Source organism: Streptococcus sp. HMSC066F10, from assembly GCF_001813805.1.
GTDB classification, from domain to species: domain Bacteria; phylum Bacillota; class Bacilli; order Lactobacillales; family Streptococcaceae; genus Streptococcus; species Streptococcus vaginalis.
Map to the genome: position 1 here is coordinate 1 of NZ_KV813997.1, position 455 is coordinate 455.

The following is a 455-nucleotide window of genomic DNA, read 5'->3' on the forward strand; positions in this document are numbered from 1 at the left end:
TAGACTTGTTCGGTAACTACATCATCTCGTGGTTGATGATGCCACAAATCAACTCAGCTCTTAATTCAAACCGTTTTCTACGATTACGATAGGGCTGTGCCATGATTTGAAAGGTTTTAAATTTTGCATTAAAGTGCTCAACTTCAATACGCATTTTAGCTATCTTGCGATTCAACTGCTTATCCTCTTGGGTTAAGGGGTGATGTTTAGAACGCTTAGCAGGAATAAAGGTATTTTCGTGAAATTTCAAGATGCCTAAATACCCTAAATCTACGAAAACAAGGGTATTTTGGGGCAAACTATAGCCAATACTCTCTTTAAAAAGGGTAAAATCATGCGTATGGCCATCTGAAAAAGCCAATTGACAAGCACGATGGCTAGTCAAATCAAGCATGATTTGAGTTTTTATGGTATGTCTTTTCTTTTTACCAGAATAATTCTTGCTTTGGTTTTTT

At 36.5% G+C, this 455-nt stretch carries 1 protein-coding gene; it reads right to left on the bottom strand.

Annotation, left to right across the window (positions count from 1 at the left end):
* Window positions 1-16: 16 nt before the first annotated feature.
* On the bottom strand, window positions 17-455 hold a 439-nt coding region (locus tag HMPREF2933_RS08590), incomplete at its 5' end, for a transposase (protein WP_142350143.1).